The organism is Streptomyces sp. NPDC048057, from assembly GCF_040653095.1.
Taxonomy (GTDB): domain Bacteria; phylum Actinomycetota; class Actinomycetes; order Streptomycetales; family Streptomycetaceae; genus Streptomyces.
This window is the reverse complement of the sequence record NZ_JBEZNF010000019.1, coordinates 26,396-40,185: the sequence shown is the minus strand read 5'-3', so window position 1 is coordinate 40,185 and position 13,790 is coordinate 26,396. Positions and strand designations below refer to the sequence as shown.

Sequence of the window (13,790 nt, the reverse complement as noted above, 5' to 3'; positions counted from 1 at the left end):
TCCTCACCGACGGATGACGCGGACCAGCGGACGTGGGAACCACCATCGGCGATGGTCGCGGCCGGCCGCGACCCCTTACGGCCCGGGTGTCGCCGTAACGGCCCGTCAGCGATGCGCCGGCAGCGGTACGCGCCAGATCAGCCGGGTGCCGCCCGAGGTGCGCTGCCCCACCGTCAGCGTGCCACCGAGGCGTTCCGCACGCTCGGTGAGATTGCCCAGGCCGCTGCGTCGGCGGCCCGTCGGCGGCGCGATGCCCACACCGTCGTCGGTGACCTCGACCGTCAGGGCCCGGTCGCGGACGATCAGCGCGGCCTCCGCGCGCGAGGCCCGCGCGTGCCGGGCGACGTTGGCCAGGGCCTCGGTGAGGACGGCGGGCACCTCGTCGGCGACCGTGGTCGGCACGTCGGTGTCGATCAGGCCCTCCATCCGCAGCGCCGGCGCGAACCCGAGGGTGCGGGCGGACTGTTCGAGGGTGTGCACGGCACGCCGCCGCAGGCCCTGCGCGCCCTGCGGCGACTCGCGCTCGCGCAGCCCGAAGATCGTGGAGCGGATGATCCGGATGGTGTCGTCGAGGTCGTCCACGGCCCGGGTGAGCCGCTGGACCCCCTCCGGGCGGTCCACGAAGCGGCGGGTGCTCTGGAGGGTCATCCCGGTGGCGAACAGCCGTTGGATCGCCAGGTCGTGCAGGTCGCGCGCGATGCGGTCGCGGTCGGCGAGCAGCGCCATCCGTTCGGCGTCGCGCCGCCGCGCCGCCAGCTCCAGCGCCAGCGCGGCCTGCCCGGCGTAACCGGAGAGCGGGGCGGTCTCGGCGTCCGTGAACGGCGGCCGACCGGCCCGGCGGACCAGCAACAGCACCCCCAACTCGCCGCCGTCGGTACCGACGGGGACGGCGACGGCCGGTCCGTAGCCCCGCCACCGCTGCGCCCCGGCGCTCTCCCGCGGATCGTCGGTGAGGTCGGGCGTGGTGAGGGCGGCCCGGGCTGCGAGTGCCGCGGCGGCCAGCGTCCCCGTCCGCGGCGGCACCCGGTCCCGGTGGGCGCGGGCCCCCTCGCCGAGCACGACGGCCGTCCTGGGCGCCCCGCCTTCGCCGGTCAGCTGGAGCACCGCCAACGCGCTGCCGGTGATCTCGCGGGCGTGCCCGGTCATCGCCTCCAGGACCTCCGCCTCGGGCGCGCCCGACAGCAGCGCGCTGGTGACCTCCGACCCGGCCGCCAGCCACCGCTCCCGCAGCCGCACCTCCTCGTACAGCCGCGCGTTCTCCACCGCGAACCCGGCGGCGACGGCCAGCGTCGACAGCACGGCCTCGTCCTCCGCGTCGAAGGCGGCGCCTCCGCGCTTGCACGCCAGGTACAGATTGCCGAAGACCTCGTCGCGCACCCGGACCGGGACGCCGAGGAAGGACCGCATCGGCGGATGCCCGGGCGGGAAGCCGGCGGACGCCCGATGGGTCGACAGGTCCTCCAACCGCAGCGGCTGGGGACGGCGGATCAGCTCCCCGAGCAGGCCGTGCCCCTGCGGCGGGGCGCCGATCGCTGCGACGGTCTCCTCGTCGACGCCCACGGTGAGGAACTGGGACAGTCGCTGACCGCCCGTGCCGGGCCCGATCACGCCGAGCGCGCCGTACTCGGCGTCCACCAGGGTGACCGCGGCCTCGACGATGCCGTGCAGGACCTGCGTCAGGTCCAGCCCCCGCCCCACCGACATGACCGCGTCGAGCAGCCCGTCGAGGCGGTCGCGCGACCCGCGGACCTCGTCGATGCGCGACTGGAGTTCGTCCAGCAGCTCGTCGAGGCGCAGCCGGGGCCGCCGGGGGCCCTCGCCGTCGTGGTCGCCCATGCCGCCCCGCACCTCTCCCGCCGCCCGCCGCCCCCGGTCGCGGGGCACGTGCACCGTATCGTCCATCCGAACGAGCGTACGCGGCAGGGCCGTTCGGCCCCGGTCGCTGCCCGCTCGGCCCCTGCGGCACCCGGTGGCCCGCGGAGATCCTGAAGGGGCCGCTTTGGCACCGCCACCGAGGAGGACCCCCGATGAGCACGCCGACGACCACGATGAGCGCCCTGTCGACGGAGCACCGCTCCCAACTGACGGACGCCTCTTACGAGGTTCAGTTCGCGCAGGGCGAGCGCCTCTTCGACGAAGGGGACCGCGCGGACCGCTTCTGGGTGGTGCGCACCGGACTGGTCACCCTCGACATCAAGGTGCCAGGCCGCCGCCGCTCGCCCGTCCTGGAGTCGCTGTCCCACGGCGAACTCGTCGGCTGGTCGTGGATGTTCCCGCCCGCCGTGTGGCACCTGGGAGCGGAGGCGATGACCCCGGTGCGGGCGCTGGAGTTCGACGCCGTACGGGTGCGGCGGATGTGCGAGGCCGACCCCTGGTTCGGCCACGAGGTCGCGATGTGGGTCGGCGCGGTGCTGGCCCACCGCCTCCAGGCGGCGCGCGGCCGACTGCTGGACCTGTACGGCTCCAGCCGCGCCCACTGATTCGCCACCGCCAGCCGCCACGGGGGCCGTTCGGCCCCTGTCGCCACGGGCCCGCGCACGGCAGGCTCGTGGAGCGACACCGTTCTTTCCCCAGGAGCCACCGCCGTGACCGCTGTCAGAGCCTTCTCCGCCGAGCGCCCCATCCGGGTCCTGCTCCTCGACGACCACGAAGTCGTCCGGCGCGGGGTGACCGACCTCCTCGACGCCGAGCCCGACATCGAGGTCGTCGGCGAGGCCGCCACCGGCGGGCAGGCCCTGGCGCGCGGCCGGGCGCTCCGTCCCGACGTCGCCGTCCTCGACATCCGGCTCCCCGACGGCGACGGGGTCACGGTCTGCCGGGAGCTGCGGTCGCAGGTCCCGGGCATCGCCTGTCTGATGCTGACCTCGTTCGACGACGACGACGCGCTGCTCGACGCCATCATGGCGGGCGCCGCCGGGTACGTCCTCAAGCAGATCAAGGGGTCGGACCTGCTGGCGGCCGTACGGACGGTGGCCTCGGGCCAGTCGACGCTGGACCCGGCGACCACGGCCCGGCTGATGGACAGCCTGCGCGCGCCCGCCGCCCCGGCCGACGACGGCCGGCCGCAGGGCCTGACGGAGCGCGACTGGGAACTGCTGGCGCTGATCGGCGACGGCTTGACCAACCGTGAGATAGGGCGCCGGCTGCACCTGTCGGAGAAGACGGTCAAGAACCGCGTCTCCCGGCTGCTGGCGACCCTCGGCGTGGAGCGCCGCATCCAGGCGGCCGTGCTCGCGACGCGGTTCCCGCCGCCGGTATGAGGCCCGGGGCCACCAGCCGCCCGGCCTCCCCGCGTGCCCCGGTGCTTCGTGGACCAGCGGCGTCGCATGGGGCCACTCATCGCTGGAGGGGCATGTGCTCGTACCCGGTTGAGGCGGCTGGTGCACGCGCACGAAGCCGGTTTGGTAGGCGATGGCGACGAGTTGGGCGCGATGGCGGGCGCTGAGTTTGGTCATGATGCGCTGGATGAAGGTGCGTACGGTCAGCGGGCTGACGTACAGGCGTTCCGCGATCTCTTCGTTGGTGAGACCTGTGGCGGCCTGTGCCAGGACTTCGCGTTCGCGGGGGGTGAGGGTCTCGAACGCGTGGGGCGTTGCGGCCAGAGGGTCGGGGCTCGCTAGGTAGCGGGTGACCACGGCGTGGGTCGCGACGGGAGACAGGACCATGTCCCCGGCCGCTACGGTGCGGATGGCGCTGAGGAGCTCACCGGGTCCGACGCCCTTGCCCAGGAAGCCGCTCACGCCGGCACGCAGCGCTCTGGTCACGTACTCGTCCGTCTCGAAGGTGGTGAGAACGAGGACGCGGGTGTCGGTGAGGGCCTGGTCGCCCGTGATCTCTTCTGCGGCGGCCAGGCCGTCTTGGCCCGGCATTCTGATGTCCATGACCACGACGTCCGGTGTGGTGGCGCGGGCCAGTGCAACAGCCTGGACGCCGTCTCCCGCGACGCCGACGACGTCCATGTCGTCGCTGGCGTCAATGAGGATCTGAAAGGTACCGGCCAGCAGTGCCTGGTCGTCGGCGAGAAGCACCCGGATGGTCATTCGTGGTCCTCTTTGTCCTCGTGGTCGGTGGGCGGAAGACTCGCGGGATGGGGAGCGTCGGTCGGAAGCTCCGCGATGACCTCGAATCCGGCGCCGCGCTTCGGATGGGCCAGCAGGCGTCCGCCGACGGCCTGGGCCCGCTCACGCATGCCGATCAGGCCGTAACCCGCTGCGCGTGTCTGGGGCTGTCCTTGCCCGTCGTCGCTGACGGTGAGGGTCAGGAGGCGGCCGGCGTAGGCGAGGTGGACCGAGGCGGTCGTGGTCAGGGCGTGCTTGGTGACGTTGGTCAGGGCCTCCTGGACGATGCGGTGGGCGGTGAGGTCGACGCCCGGTGACAGCGGCTGCTGAGTGCCGTCGCGGGTGAGGTGGACGGTCAGGCCGGCGTGCTCGAAGGAGGTGAGGAGCGCGGGGAGCTGGGCCAGGCCGGGTGCGGGGTCCGCCGGGGCGTTGGCATCGCCGGTTTGGCGCAGCAGCCCCACGGTTGCCCGGAGTTCGCTGAGCGCGGAGACCAGGGTGGGGGTGAGGTTGCTCATCACGTGCCGCGCGTGGTCGGGCTTGGCGGCCAGCAGGTAGTCGGCGGTTGCGGCCTGGGCGTGGGCGAGGGTGATGTGGTGGGCGACAACGTCGTGGAGTTCCCGGGCGATACGCATCCGCTCGGCGCTGACCCGCAGCCGGGCCTCGTCCTCGCGGGTGCGTTCGGCCAGTTCGGCGCGTGCTTCCACGGCGGTGACGTAGTCGCGTCGGCTGCGGGTGGAGTCGGCCACGGCGCTGGCCAGGAGTGTGAAGCCGACGAGTCCGACCTGCTCGGGCTGGACGCGTGTGTCGTCCGGTGCCCAGATGACGGAGGCGGTCAGTAGGGCAAGGACGCAGGCGCCGGTGGCGCGGCCAGCGGTGCGTCGGTCGGTGCGCATGGCAAGGGAATACAGCGCCGCCATGGGTGTGGCGGCGATGGTGGAGCCGAACTCGTAGCCCAGCCAGGGGCCCATCGCGCCCAGGGCGGCGCTGCATGCGGTGGTTGCGGTGACCGTCAGGCGCGGGAACCTGCGGTGCGCAAGGAAGACGGTGGCCGAGACCGCGGCGAGGACCGCCGCGGGCAGCGGCGGCCAGTGCGCGAAGTGGGGTGGCGGGTCCATGGCGGTGGTGACTGCCGTGATGGTGAACAGGGCCACGGCGAGGGTGGCATCGGCCCTCCGGGGACGGCCGCGGGTCCACAGCCGCAGTTCGGCGATCACGCGGGCTCCTTGGGCGTTCGTTGCTTCGTTGTGGCTCGGGTGTCGACGGCCGGCCCCGCCGCGGGGCGCCGCCGGGCTGCCCGTGACGGCACAGGGAGCCCGGCGGCGCGATGAGGGCTATACGTGCGCTGACTGCTCCCGGTGTGCGGTCTGGGCCGGCAGGACGGGATCGGCTTCGAGGCGCCGGGTGAGCTTCGCGCCCTCGACGTCCACGTCCGGGAGCACCTTGTCCAGCCAGCGCGGCAGCCACCATGCCGTGCGGCCCAGCAGGGCGAGGACCGCGGGGACGATGGTCATCCGGACGACGAAGGCGTCGAAGAAGACGGCGGAGGCCAGGCCGAGACCCATCATTTTGATCATGGAGTCGGTCATGCCGATGAAGCCGGCGAACACCGCGATCATGATGACGGCGGCGGCCACGACGACGCGGGCGCTGTGCCGGAATCCGGTGACGACGGCCCGGGAGGGCCGTTCGCCGTGAACGAAGGCTTCCCGGATGCGGGTCACGAGGAAGACCTCGTAGTCCATGGCCAGTCCGAAGACCACGCCGATCAGGAAGATCGGCATCATGCTCATCACGGGTCCGGTGTGTGCGACACCGAGCAGGTCCGCCAGCCATCCCCACTGGAACACCGCGACGATCACGCCGAATGCTGCGGCGACCGAGAGCAGGAAGCCCAGCGCTGCCTTGAGTGGTACGAGCACCGAACGGAACACGACCATCAGCAGCAGGACGGCCAGACCCACCACCACCGCGAGGTAGGGGGCGAGCGCGGCGGTGACCTTGTTCGAGACGTCGATGTTCATCGCCGTTTGACTGGTCACCAGCATGGATGCGCCCGTGTCGGCCGCCACCCCGTCCGCTTCGGCGCGGATGGTCCTGACCAGGTCCTTGGTTGCGGTGGCGCTGGGGCCGGTGCTGGGCACGGCGGAGACCATGGCGGTGTCGCCGGCCTTGTTGAACACGGCCGGGGAGACCTCCACCACGCCGTCGGTGGCTTTCAGGGCCTTGACGGCCTGCGCAACGGCGGCCTTCGGGTTGTCGGCCTTCCTGGCGTCGATGACCACGGTCAGGGGCCCGTTGAAGCCGGGGCCGAATCCGTCGGCGAGGGCGTCATAGGCGCGGCGCTGGGTGGTCGAGGTGGGCTGTGCTTCGTCGCCGGGCAGGCTGAGCTGCAGATCCATGGCCGGGACGGCGACGGCGCCCAGGCCCACGACGCTCAGCAGCAGTGATGCCACCGGGCGGCGGATGACGAAGCGGGCCCACCGGCTGCCCGCGGCCTCCTTCGCCTTCGCCGCGGCGGCCGGCTGCCGTGCTGCGCGGTGTGCGCGGGGCAGGACGGCCTTGGGGAAGAAGCCCAGCAGCGCGGGCAGCAGCGTCAGCGCGACCAACACGGCGATCACGACGGTCCCGGCGGCGGCCAGCCCCATCTCGGTCAGCATCGGCACGCCGGCCACCGACAGTCCGGCCAGAGCGATCACGACCGTGGCTCCGGCGAAGACGACGGCGGATCCCGCGGTGCCCACCGCACGGCCGACGGCCTCCTCAGCCGGGTGCCCCTCGGCTCGTTCCGCCCGGTAGCGCGAGACGATGAACAGGGCGTAATCGATACCGACGGCCAGCCCCAGCATGAGCGCCAGGGTGATCGTCGTGGTGGGCAGGCCGAGGGCCATGATCGCGCAGATGCCTGCGCCGAGCCCGACGAGCGCGGTGACCAGCGGCAGACCGGCGGCGACCAGCGCACGGAAGGTGATGAGCAGCACCACCGCTGCGACACCGAGGCCGATCAGCTCCGTGATGCCACCGAACTCGGGGCCCGCATCCACGGCCGACCCGCCGACCTCCACGGTCAGACCCGCGTTCCGGCCGTTCTCGACGGCGTCCATGAGGGCCTTCTTCGTGCCCTCGGTCAGCTTCTCACTCGGAGCGTCGTAGGTGACGGACGCGTATGCGGTGGTGCCGTCCTTGCTGACGGCGTCGTCCTTGAAGGGGCTCAGGGCCTCTTTCACCTGAGGACCGCCGGCGACTTCGTCGACGACCTTGTCCACCGCGGCCCTGGTGTCGCCGGCAGTCACCTTCTGCCCGTCGGGGGCGGCGAAGACGATCCGCGCGTCGGCGCCCTCGGAGTTCTGGCCGGGAAAGCGTTCATCGAGCAGGTCGAAGGCCTTCTGCGACTCGGTGCCCGGCACCGAGAAACCCTTGTCCTCGGCTGCTGGCGCCGACACCGCGGCGAAGGCGCACGCCGCCAGGAGCGCCACCCACAACAAAGCGAAGTAGCGGCGCCTGCGGAAGGACAACCGACCGAGTCGGTAGAGCAACGAAGCCATGAGGAGGTGCTCCAGTCGAGAGGCTAGGAAGGTGCGGCGGTAAGAGCTGTGCACCGGCCGTGTGAGCTGCGTGAACGCAGGGGCCGGAGCCATGCCTCCAGCGTTCGTGACCGGGGGCGTCCTCGTCGTCCCGCACCTGCTGACACTGCGGCGTACTGAAACGGCAGTACGAGCGGGGCGGGGACTGCGCCTCACGGAGCACCCGGGTCGGGGATGCGCGGAAGGCGGGCCAGTGTCGTGAGAGAGCGGCGTCGACGGCCCGCCTGCTCTTGGGCAGGCCACGGGGACGCTCGTTGATCTCGCCGGCCAGTGCGCCACGGCGCACACTTTTTCTATCGACGATAGACACGCTTTGCAGCGTCACCTATCACCGATAGGTTGTCAAAGTGAAGATGAACCGCGAAGCCGTCGTCGCAGCAGCGCTGGACCTGCTCGACGAGGTCGGCCTGGACGCTGTCAGCACCCGGCAGCTGGCGAAGCGCCTCGGTGTTGAGCAGCCGTCGCTCTACTACCACTTCCGGAGCAAGAAAGAGCTGCTCAGCGCCATGGCGGACGCTGCCATGGCGCCCCATGCGGCGGCTCCGCTACCGCAGCCCGCTGATCACTGGCGGGACTGGTTCCTTGAGAACACGCGCAGCTTCCGGAGGACCCTGCTGATGCGTCGCGACGGCGCGCGGCTGCATGCCGGAAGCACGCCTGGCGGGGCAGACCTCGACCGGATCGCCCGCAAGATGGACTTCCTGCTCGCATCCGGTCTGCCCGAGCGGGACGCCCAGATGGCGATGCTCGCCGCCAGCCGCTACACGGTCGGGTGCGTCCTGGAGGAGCAGGCGGACGCCGGCCTCGGCGCCGACACGGACCACCCGGTCATCCCGGCGATCGACCAGGAGTCGGCTTTCGAGACAGGGCTGGCCCTCCTCATGGACGGCTTGGCGCAGCGCGTCGAGACGTGACGACCGTCCGCAGCTGGTCCGTTCGTCGGTCCGCTCGGTCTGGCCTGGTCTGCCTGCTGTCATCGGGGACGGGTTGGTGGGCGTTGCCGTCAGTTGCGCGGTGGCGCGGGTCGAGGCGACAGGGACTGTCGGTGACGGGTGGCAGGATCACCGGCATGGCTCTCCTGCGTACCACTCCGCCGCGGCCTGTGGATGTGACTGCGGTCTTTCCCGAGCTGGCTCCCCTGGCGCGGCCTGCGATGCGGCTCCACCCACGGCCGGGGTCGCCTTCGGTCAGGGACAGCTCGATCGGCGGCCCGTTGCTGTGGCCGGCACAGGAGCCATGGCCGCACTGCGAGGATGCGCACCTGCACGTGGACACGGGATTCCGCCAGTCCCCGACCGAAGTGCGGCTGCGGAGGCGTCTGCAGTCCCGGTGGCGCCCTGAAGGCCGGCCTCCCGTGTTCACGTCCGAGGAGGAGGTGCTCCAGGAGCGCAATGCCGCGTGGTTGGCTGAACGCTTCGACGCCGGACCTCCCGGGCCCGCCGAATGCCCGGTTCCGATGTTGCCGGTCGCCCAGCTCTTCCTGCGTGACATACCCTTGTTGCAGCCGCCTGGGCAGGCTGATCTGCTGCAGATCCTCTGGTGCCCGTACGAGCACGAACCGGACTGCAAACCGGCGACCGCGCTGTTTTGGCGGTCGGCCGCAGAAGTCGGCGACATACTTGCCTCACCACCGGAACCCTACGAGGCAGACCATCCGGGGTACGTGCCGGAGCCCTGCGTGCTGGCACCAGAAACGATCACCGATTATCCCAACAGCCTGGACCTGAGCCCGGAGCTGCAGCTGATCCTGGATGACTGGAACAGGTGGCAGGCGGCCGAAGTCGACAGCTCCTACGCGGAGTATCCGCGCGAGTTCTATTCCACCCATCTGGGCAACGCACCCGGTTGGAAGGTCGGTGGCTGGCCCCCGTGGGGCCGCACCGACCCGAACCGTCGCTACTGCGCCGTGTGCGAGGCGCAGATGGTCCCGCTGCTGACGATCGCCTCCCGGGAGTGGGACGGCGACCAAAGCCCCGGCTGGGCACCGCAGGAAGACCAGGCCGCCGCGGCTGCCCCTCACTACGCGGGACAGGACCCCGCGCAGCCGACAGGGGTGGAAGTGGGCAGCACGGACAACATGCAGATCTACGTCTGCCCGACCTCCTCCGAACATCCGCACACCGACCTGATCCAATGAACTGCCCATGAGGCCGTGCTTCAGTTCGGCGAGGACGGCGGGATCGGCCGTCCGCCAGTTGATCATCGGGAGCGGGTCGCCCGGATGGCCCGTGGCCTTCAGGTACGCGGACATGCTCGGCAGCTCCACACAGCACCAGGCGGACGCGTACACGATGTTGTGCAGCAGTTCGGGCACCTCGTTGCCCACCCCGCTGATCGTCGCCCCGCCGGCGCCGGCGCCGGCGCCGGCGCCGGAGCCGACGAGGACGACCGGACCGAAACGTTGGCGTGCCCACCGTGGACCAGGACGAACGTCGGGCGACCGGTACGAGGCCCTGCGTCGGCTCCGCTGCTGGACTGGGACATGCGGTCCTCCCACGGACGTGTCTGAACATCGGACGGGAGACGGCCACCCACTCTGGCACCCCTGCGCAGCGGCGGAGGAGCGGCGCGGGGGACGCCGGAGGGGAGGACCCGTTGCGCCTCGGTGCAGTTCAGCCCGCCGCCCGTGCGCCGGCCTGCGCCGACTCCCGCTTGCGGTAGGTGCGGACGTCGATCTCCGTGGCGTCGAAGATCGTGACGGTGTCGACCGCTTCGAGGTCCCACGGCACCGCCGCGAACACCTCCCGCAACTCCGCCTGCGACTCCAGGTAGTCCCGTCGGATCGCCACCACCGCCACCCCGCCCGGCCGCAACCAGCCGTCGAGCGTGCGCACCGCCCGGTGCCCGGCGTGGCTTCGCGTCACCACGCCCGCCGTCACGACCCCGTCGAAGCTCCCGGCGGGGAAGAACGCGGCGTCCTCCTCCAAGTCACAGCGGTGGTGCGCACGGTAGACCCCCTTGCGGCGCGCCTCCTGGAGCATCCGCGCGGACAGGTCCACCGCTTCGACGTTGCGCCACCCCAGCTCGTACAGCTCCGCACCGCACAGGCCCGTGCCCGCGCCCGCGTCCAGTACCCGGCTCGCGGGGTCGGGCAGCGCCCGGGCGAGCGCGCGGGCCGCCGCGACCGGCGAGACGCGGTACCCGGCCCCGAGGTCGTCGTCGTACGTTGCCGCCCAGGCGTCGTACTTGCGCGCGAGGACGCCGCGCTCCACCGGCTCGTAGATCCACGACAGCAAGTCGTCCACGTTCTTCGCCACGTCAGGCCGCCTTTCGACAGGTGAAGCAGGACCACCCGACGTCGCCCGCGTCGACCGCGTCGATCATGGCCTGGTAGGGGACCGTCAGCTCGGGCGCCAACGCGGCCACCCGGCTCACCAACAACTCGTACGTACGCCGCAGGTGCGCGCTCAGGTCACGCGCCTCCACCACCTCGAACCCGGCGGCCGACAGGTGCTCCACGTAGCCGTGCGCACTGAACGACGGCTCGCACAGCAACCGGTCGTAGACGTGCCGGCGCGCCGCCGGGCTGACGGGCGTCCGCGGGGTGACGAGGTCGTCGAAGACGAACGCGCCGCGGTTGCGGAGCACACGGTGCACCTGGGCGAGCGCCCGCGGCCGGTCGTGCACGTGGTACAGGGTGGACTGGCTCCACACGTGCGAGAACGACGCATCGGGGAACGGCAGGTGCAGTGCGGACGCCTTGTGGAACGCCACCCGCGCCTCGGGGTGCGCCGCCCGCAGCCGCTCGGCGTTGGTCACCCGGACCAGGCTCAGGTCGACACCGGTCACCCGGCAGCCGGTCCGCCGCGCCAACCACACCGACGTGGTGCCGTTCCCGCACCCCACGTCCAGCACGGCGGAACCCTCGTCGATCCCGCTGCGCGCGAGCAACTCCTCGTCCCAGTCGCGGAACGCGGCGACGAGCTGCTCGGCCGGGCCCCCCGCCGGGGCGGCACCGAGGTCGGGGAAGTACCCGTAGTGCAGTGCTCCCTCCGGATCCCAGACCGATCGGTACAGATCGTCCTGGTGGTCGTAGTACTTCTCCGTGTCGTGCTCGGTGAACAAGCTCGTCACCTCCGGTTGCGCACCAGCGCCGTGACGGTGCCGATCTCCTCGGCCAGTGCGGACACGAAGTCCGTGGCACTGCTGCTCTGCGTGGTTACGGTGCACAGGACGTCGTTCGCCCCGATGTCGTACGCCAGGCCGTAGCCGGAGGCCGAGCCGGGGCTGAAGGGAACGACCCCCATCGTCGGCACCGACGTCGTCGACACGTCGAGGCCGGAGTGCAGCTGCCGCCAGGCGGCGTCGTCGAACAACTCGGCACGGTGCCCGAGCAGGTGGACGCAGAACACCTCCAGGGCGAACAGGTGCCGCTCCGAAGCCGCGCCCCGCAGACACTCAAGCTGCCGGCGGTGGTGCTCGCGGGCGGTGCGCCGCAGGGCCGCGCGCAGCACGTCGTCGGGCGCCTTCTCGCCCTTCAGACGGACGAACTCCACCAGCTGCGGCGACACCGGACGCATCGCCTCGGTGCGTCCGCCCGTGTAGCGCCCCATGTCCACCGGCTGGTACGCCCCACCCGGCCTGCCCCGCAGCGCGACGTGGGCGAGCTGCGCCGCCACGTGCACCACGAGGTCGCTCGCGTACCCGCTGACGGTCCTGCCCGTGCCCGGCACGTGTTCGGCGACCGTCGTCAACGCGTCGCCCTGCGCGACGGCGAACCGTTGCGCCCGGTGCGCCGCCCGCTGGAGCCCGGGGCCTACGTCCCAGCGCAGTTCCCTGTGGTGAACGGCCGACCGGCCGAGGTCCGCCGAGACCGCGATCGTCGGGGACCTGTCCCGGATGTGGGCGGCGAAGCGGTGGAAGCTGGCGTTGTCACCGCGGGAGTGCTCGGCGGTGAAGCCGATGCGCCCGTCGTCGTCGAGCACGATCTGCCAGGACTTGTCGTGCCATCGATCGGCGGGGCGGCCGACCATGACGCGGTGCGCGGCCCGAGCGGCGCTCTGCCCCCGCGCGTCGTCCAGACAGAGCACGAACACGGCGCTCTCCACCGCGTCGAGGGCGTACGCGCCCGGGCCGCCCTCGTCGATCAGCACCTTCCGCCACAGCGCCCACTGCGCCCGCCGGGCCGACGTCAGCGCGGCGATCGGCGCGCCAGCGGCCGGCGGCAGCGCCAGGATCCTCCGCATCACCTCGGCCAGCGCCCCGAGGCCGCCGCCTTGCACGCGGTGCACCCGGCCGCCGCGCAACACCACGAAGTGGTCGGATCCGGGGTGGTCGACGACCGTGTCGCGTTTGATTCCCGGCAGCCGGGCCGCTCGGGTCAGCGCCGGCTCGGTACCGGCGCCGGCCACCTCCCGCTCCGCGTACTCGACCGCGGCGAGCGCCACTGCCGCGACCCACCGGGCGTGGTCGACCCCCGTCGGTCGCAGGGCCTGCTCGGTCACGCCCGCCGCGTTCTGGTGCGCCGGCAGCGGACGACGGTCCTCCAGATACGCCTCGGCCCACAGCGGCGCCAGCCAGCCGGACCCCGTGGTCCGCCCCCACGTCGCCAGCGCCTCGTGCACCAGCGGCGCATCCCCGGCGAGGAACTTCTCCACCAGGGTGCTCGTGGTGCGGTGCTGCTCCTCGCTCTGCAACGGGCGGACGGCCCGGAGGTACTGCCGGCAGCTCGCCTCCGGCGACGGCAGTGGCAACGGCGGTCGTACGCCGCTCACCACGTCCCCCTGCGCGCCCGCTCGACCAGTTGCAGGTCTTCGCCCGCGGGCTCGCCGGACCCGACGCCGTCGGCACTCAGCCGCCCGGCCACCCGGCACGTGCGGCGGTCGAGCCGGCGGGTGGGGAGTCGACCGGCCGCCACTCGTCTCAGATCCATGGGCGTCTGTCCCTTCGCGCGGCCCCACCCGTCGAGTCGTCGGGCCACCTGGAGTTCAGTGCGCCGCTCGCGTCGGCGAAGGATCGTCACGGGGAGCGGCAGAGCCGCCGGGCAGGGCTTCATCCGGAGCGCGAGACGGATTCCGAAGGGCCCTTCCACCGACTGCCCGCGGGCTCACCGGCAGCACGTCCCCGCTGTTTCGTCGTACGACGCCCTGGAGGCGGGGCGTCGCAAGGATGCACACGTCGCACGGCCGAGACCGCCGGGGAACGGTGGGAC

11 protein-coding genes and 1 pseudogene are annotated in these 13,790 nt (G+C 72.1%); 4 read left to right on the top strand and 8 right to left on the bottom strand.

Features of this window, described 5'->3' with window-relative positions; all coding sequences use genetic code 11:
* Positions 1-105: 105 nt before the first annotated feature.
* Positions 106-1,836, bottom strand: a complete 1,731-nt coding sequence (locus tag AB0E05_RS22580) for a GAF domain-containing protein (protein ID WP_361966479.1) — start codon at positions 1,834-1,836, stop codon at positions 106-108.
* Between the two features lie 191 nt (positions 1,837-2,027).
* Between AB0E05_RS22580 and AB0E05_RS22575 the strand changes: the two genes are divergently transcribed.
* Together AB0E05_RS22575 and AB0E05_RS22570 are read left to right on the top strand one after the other, a co-directional pair.
* Complete coding sequence (locus tag AB0E05_RS22575; protein WP_361966218.1) at positions 2,028-2,480, top strand: cyclic nucleotide-binding domain-containing protein; 453 nt, start codon at positions 2,028-2,030, stop codon at positions 2,478-2,480.
* 105 nt (positions 2,481-2,585) lie between these two features.
* Positions 2,586-3,260: a response regulator transcription factor gene (locus AB0E05_RS22570; protein ID WP_361966216.1), complete on the top strand. Its 675-nt coding sequence runs from the start codon at positions 2,586-2,588 to the stop codon at positions 3,258-3,260.
* A gap of 126 nt (positions 3,261-3,386) precedes the next feature.
* Here the strand turns inward: AB0E05_RS22570 and AB0E05_RS22565 are convergent.
* The 3 genes and pseudogenes from AB0E05_RS22565 to AB0E05_RS22555 all read right to left on the bottom strand — a co-directional run.
* Positions 3,387-4,040 (bottom strand): annotated as a pseudogene (locus AB0E05_RS22565) (response regulator transcription factor); the annotation flags it as partial.
* A complete protein-coding gene (locus AB0E05_RS22560; RefSeq protein WP_361966214.1) occupies positions 4,037-5,272 on the bottom strand; it encodes a sensor histidine kinase in 1,236 nt (411 codons plus the stop codon). The pseudogene AB0E05_RS22565 and the gene AB0E05_RS22560, both read right to left, overlap by 4 nt.
* A gap of 117 nt (positions 5,273-5,389) precedes the next feature.
* Positions 5,390-7,600, bottom strand: coding sequence for an MMPL family transporter (locus AB0E05_RS22555; RefSeq protein ID WP_361966212.1), 2,211 nt, complete (start codon positions 7,598-7,600; stop codon positions 5,390-5,392).
* A 392-nt stretch (positions 7,601-7,992) separates the two neighbouring features.
* On the opposite strand from AB0E05_RS22555, the gene AB0E05_RS22550 reads away from it, so the two are divergent.
* Both AB0E05_RS22550 and AB0E05_RS22545 read left to right on the top strand, forming a co-directional pair.
* Positions 7,993-8,553: a TetR/AcrR family transcriptional regulator C-terminal domain-containing protein gene (locus tag AB0E05_RS22550; RefSeq protein ID WP_361966477.1), complete on the top strand. Its 561-nt coding sequence runs from the start codon at positions 7,993-7,995 to the stop codon at positions 8,551-8,553.
* A 155-nt stretch (positions 8,554-8,708) separates the two neighbouring features.
* The gene (locus AB0E05_RS22545; protein ID WP_361966210.1) at positions 8,709-9,776 is read left to right on the top strand and encodes a hypothetical protein; all 1,068 of its coding nucleotides are present in this window, start codon (positions 8,709-8,711) and stop codon (positions 9,774-9,776) included.
* Between the two features lie 475 nt (positions 9,777-10,251).
* Here the strand turns inward: AB0E05_RS22545 and AB0E05_RS22540 are convergent, their stop codons facing one another.
* Genes AB0E05_RS22540 through AB0E05_RS22525 form a run of 4 tightly spaced genes read right to left on the bottom strand, consistent with a single transcriptional unit; the run spans position 10,252 to position 13,511 of the window.
* Entirely contained in the window at positions 10,252-10,896 is a 645-nt protein-coding gene (locus AB0E05_RS22540) for a class I SAM-dependent methyltransferase (RefSeq protein ID WP_361966208.1), read from the bottom strand.
* A 1-nt stretch (position 10,897) separates the two neighbouring features.
* Positions 10,898-11,704: a methyltransferase domain-containing protein gene (locus tag AB0E05_RS22535; RefSeq protein ID WP_361966206.1), complete on the bottom strand. Its 807-nt coding sequence runs from the start codon at positions 11,702-11,704 to the stop codon at positions 10,898-10,900.
* Positions 11,705-11,709: 5 nt separating this feature from the next.
* Positions 11,710-13,353, bottom strand: a complete 1,644-nt coding sequence (locus AB0E05_RS22530) for a choline/carnitine O-acyltransferase (protein WP_361966204.1) — start codon at positions 13,351-13,353, stop codon at positions 11,710-11,712.
* The gene (locus AB0E05_RS22525) at positions 13,350-13,511 is read right to left on the bottom strand and encodes a hypothetical protein (RefSeq protein ID WP_361966202.1); all 162 of its coding nucleotides are present in this window, start codon (positions 13,509-13,511) and stop codon (positions 13,350-13,352) included. Before AB0E05_RS22525 ends, AB0E05_RS22530 begins: the two co-directional genes overlap by 4 nt.
* Between the last annotated feature and the right edge of the window lie 279 nt (positions 13,512-13,790).

What these genes read in the sequence shown, in the direction of transcription:
- AB0E05_RS22580 (WP_361966479.1), bottom strand. Translation starts at nt 1,836, where the DNA reads ATGGGCGACCACGACGGCGAGGGCCCCCGGCGGCCCCGGCTGCGCCTC.
- AB0E05_RS22575 (WP_361966218.1), top strand. Translation starts at nt 2,028, where the DNA reads ATGAGCACGCCGACGACCACGATGAGCGCCCTGTCGACGGAGCACCGC.
- AB0E05_RS22555 (WP_361966212.1), bottom strand. Translation starts at nt 7,600, where the DNA reads ATGGCTTCGTTGCTCTACCGACTCGGTCGGTTGTCCTTCCGCAGGCGC.
- AB0E05_RS22550 (WP_361966477.1), top strand. Translation starts at nt 7,993, where the DNA reads ATGAACCGCGAAGCCGTCGTCGCAGCAGCGCTGGACCTGCTCGACGAG.
- AB0E05_RS22545 (WP_361966210.1), top strand. Translation starts at nt 8,709, where the DNA reads ATGGCTCTCCTGCGTACCACTCCGCCGCGGCCTGTGGATGTGACTGCG.
- AB0E05_RS22525 (WP_361966202.1), bottom strand. Translation starts at nt 13,511, where the DNA reads ATGGATCTGAGACGAGTGGCGGCCGGTCGACTCCCCACCCGCCGGCTC.